Below are 3391 nucleotides of genomic sequence, written 5' to 3'. Positions count from 1 at the left end.
GATATTTTGCTTAAGAGCTATATTTGAAAAATTATAACCATTATTTTGCTAGCGCACGCGTGTCGCGTGTGCTTCTTTAGATAAATACTGGAATGCGCGGCACGCGCGCACCAGCAAGCTCGGTTTTACCTTACGTTTAATTAAATGTTTATTATTGTTTAACCTGTAACCTTACCAAATATTCAGGCGTCACATGGATGATTGATGCAGAACAAGTATTCAGATACAGAACTGATAGATAAGGTACTCGGCGGTGATAAGGCGGCCTATGCCGATCTTATGAAGCGCCACCAACGCTTTGTGTTTACACTGGCCTTAAGATTTACGAAGAATCGGGAGGATGCTGAAGAAATTGCTCAGGACTGTTTTATTAAGGCTTACCGGTCTTTAAATACATTTAGAAATACTTCTAAATTCAGCACCTGGCTTTATAGTATTGTGTATACAACAGCGATGACTTTTTTGAGAAAGAAGAAACTGGATATACAATCCCTTGATGCTGAGGGTGTATTGCTGAAGGTCGAAAACCATGTTTCAGATCTGAAATCTGATGAATTAGAGCATAAATCGAAAATGGTTTTTGTGAACAATGCTATTGATCAGTTATTACCTGATGATGCGGCAATCATTACACTTTTTTATCTGGGAGAGCAATCGCTCGTAGAGATCGGGCAGGCTTTAGGGATGGAAACGAGTACAGTTAAAGTAAAACTGCACCGGGCAAGGCATCGCCTGAAAGAAAAAATTGAGAATATTTTACACCATGAAGTGAGGGAATTACTATGAACCTTATAGAACAAAGAATCTGGGATTATCTGGATGGAACAGGTACTCTTCAGGAAAGAGAGTTAACCGAGCAGCTGATAAAAAGTAATCCGCTTTACCGGCAGGTATATGATGAATGTAAATCATTCAATAATCTGCTTTCTGCTGCAGATCAGGATGAACCCTCAGTGGGTTTTACCAGAAATGTGATGGAGAGAATCAACCTGGAACCTGTTCCCGCCTCATTTAAATCATTGATCGATAAAAGAATTATTTTCGGAATTGCTGCATTTTTCCTTTTTACGATTACTGCTCTGCTTGGGGTTTTATTTTATCAGATCGACTGGTCCCAAACGGGAGGATTCGAAATGCCTGAATTTACGATGCCCGCAATTGATTCAGCTAAATATCTGAAAAGTACTTATATCAATATCTTCTTCTTCGTTGATATTATAATTGGATTGTATCTTTTTGATGGTTTCTTAAGGAAGAGGCTAAGGTCAAAATAATGGCAATTTATTTGTTAGGATCTCAGGGGATAACTATTTTAACTCTATCCGTCAATTATTAGGTGAGGTGACACTGGCTGATGGGTAATTTAAATGATTGAATAAAAAATACTGAGTGTCGTGATAACCGTATCGATGAATAGCCCGGTGCTTTAGCTCCGGGTGAGAATCCGGTTTCCAGATCGGGCTTCAGCCCAAAAACTAAGTGATCAGAACGGAACAAATTTTGGTGTTTCAGCGCCAATTAGCAATTGTATGAGAGTACATAATCAAATCAGCCCTATCAGGCTAAAGCCTAATGTTATAGTTCCTTAAATGTTACAGAATGTTGGGCTGAAGCCCGAAAACGAACGAACTCGTTAACCCCAGCTAAAGCTGGGGCCTAAAGTTTGGCTAATTACGAGCGTAAAACAAGTTAGACAGTGAATGTATTGGGTTATTTTTTGCACTTTGCTGTTTCTGTTCCATTGCAACGAAGTCGGAGAAATTGATTCTAACTGAATCAGTCCAGCTTATGGCCTTGAATTGGTTGATCAGATCCTGCGTGGTTGTTCTTTGACTACTCTTCTTTATGTACCATTTTGGCCGTGGCAGTTCGGTGATTTTTGCCTTTGAGGCTGATACTAATAACATGGAGTAAACTGCAGTAATAAACTGCGGTACTTTACTACAAGGTATTTCTTTTCTTACCTGTGCCTGACCACATCCTAAAAGCGTTTTCTGGTCTCTGAAATTCACCTCTATACCCCAGCGCCACAGATATGCCTGAAGCAGTTTTTCTAGAGAAAGCTCTGTGGAGGTACATATCAGGTATGCCGGGTCTCTGTAAAGCATTTTTGATTTTTTTGTGAGCCTGTAGCCTACAGGTCTTATAACCACAAGCCTCAGGTTCATTGGGCCGGATTTTCTCCATCTAACCGGTTCCAATGTTTTGACTTGGAAGGTATGCACTTTTCCCGCAGCCCAAGCCTTAATATCCTGCCATTCATATTTGTCTGACTGGCGGATCTCTTCGGGTGTAGGTAATTCTTTGCCATAGACAAGCTTTCTGCCTTTTGCCTTGATTTGGGCATTGTCCGGAGCTTCGTGAAGCTTACAGTCTTTCCGTATCCTTCCAATTAGAATAACATTTCTGTCCAGTTTTTTGAGAACGGTCTCGTTGGTATAGCTGCCATCTACACTCATCACCAGGCTCTTTTCACTGTGTCCATCGCAGTCAAGCCCCTTCCTCAGAGCAGAGATCCTCTGAGATCCGATGATACTTAGTTTTGTCTTCTTCTGTGTTTCCCTGAAAAGATCATGTTCTTCTTTTGGGCTGTTTTTTTTAGGCCTGAGTGCAGAGGGACAGTGGTGAAGATCCACAGGGACTGATGTGGCCTGAACCATACCCATCCTTGGGCATAAAGAAAGGGATAGTTGAATAAAGCGCTGGCCCCAGACAAGATTGGTTTGAAAAGGAGGTCCGAGCGGATCCCTCATCCACTTGGCACCCGCTACTTTTTTACCAGATTTTCTCAACAATGTATCATCCATATGGGCATAGATTTCCTGTTCGTTTGCCGAAACGGCATCCGCAACGTTTTTCCTGATTATAGAAAGCAGCTTTTCAGTATCCATCCTGTCTCCCTGAAAAAGGCGGTATGCGGCAGACCAGTCTTTAAACTGCTGGCCGGTAGCAGATATCATACCTGTTACAGTATTCCTGCCCACACACCCCAGAAGACCTTCAGCAAGCACTTGAGCCCTTTTCCATGTCCTTGTTTGCTTAAAAGCAAGTTTACAATCAGAGAAAACAGAACAGAATACCACTCTTAAATTTTCTGAGGGAGTTTTTTTTTAAGCCCCGCTACGGATTGATCACTTCTTTGCAAGACAAGTCTTTGGTGATCATCTATAATCCATTCAACAACTTCTCCTTGTTGAAATTCTATTGCCTGAGCAACCGCCGCAGGAAAATTAACATACCATTGCTCGCTTTTGGCTCTTTTTATAAGCTGTATTTTGGTTGGATATCCCATATCTAGTCTTTTAACTAGATACTAAGGTCATAAAAAAAGACTTCAAATCCAATTATGAAGCCTTTTTTTTTTGTTATCTAGTAAATAGCCAAAGTCGAG

4 protein-coding genes are annotated in these 3391 nt (G+C 41.0%); 2 read left to right on the top strand and 2 right to left on the bottom strand.

What is annotated here, in order from left to right:
* Positions 1–204: 204 nt before the first annotated feature.
* Together Q8S11_RS03635 and Q8S11_RS03630 are read left to right on the top strand one after the other, a co-directional pair.
* Entirely contained in the window at positions 205–786 is a 582-nt protein-coding gene (locus Q8S11_RS03635) for an RNA polymerase sigma factor (RefSeq protein WP_305660715.1), read from the top strand.
* Complete coding sequence (locus tag Q8S11_RS03630) at positions 783–1274, top strand: hypothetical protein (RefSeq protein WP_305660714.1); 492 nt, start codon at positions 783–785, stop codon at positions 1272–1274. Before Q8S11_RS03635 ends, Q8S11_RS03630 begins: the two co-directional genes overlap by 4 nt.
* 393 nt (positions 1275–1667) lie before the next feature.
* Here the strand turns inward: Q8S11_RS03630 and Q8S11_RS03625 are convergent, their stop codons facing one another.
* Both Q8S11_RS03625 and Q8S11_RS03620 read right to left on the bottom strand, forming a co-directional pair.
* Positions 1668–3083 (bottom strand): transposase, encoded by a 1416-nt coding sequence (locus tag Q8S11_RS03625; RefSeq protein WP_305660713.1) that lies wholly within the window; start codon positions 3081–3083, stop codon positions 1668–1670.
* 2 nt (positions 3084–3085) lie between these two features.
* Positions 3086–3292 carry a hypothetical protein gene (locus tag Q8S11_RS03620; protein ID WP_305660712.1) on the bottom strand — a complete coding sequence of 69 codons (207 nt, stop codon included), beginning with the start codon at positions 3290–3292 and terminating at the stop codon, positions 3086–3088.
* Positions 3293–3391 lie beyond the last annotated feature (99 nt).

This window comes from Daejeonella sp., assembly GCF_030695525.1.
Lineage (GTDB): Bacteria > Bacteroidota > Bacteroidia > Sphingobacteriales > Sphingobacteriaceae > Daejeonella.
The sequence above is the reverse complement of the archived record's forward strand: the minus strand, read 5'-3'. Positions and strand labels throughout refer to the sequence as shown.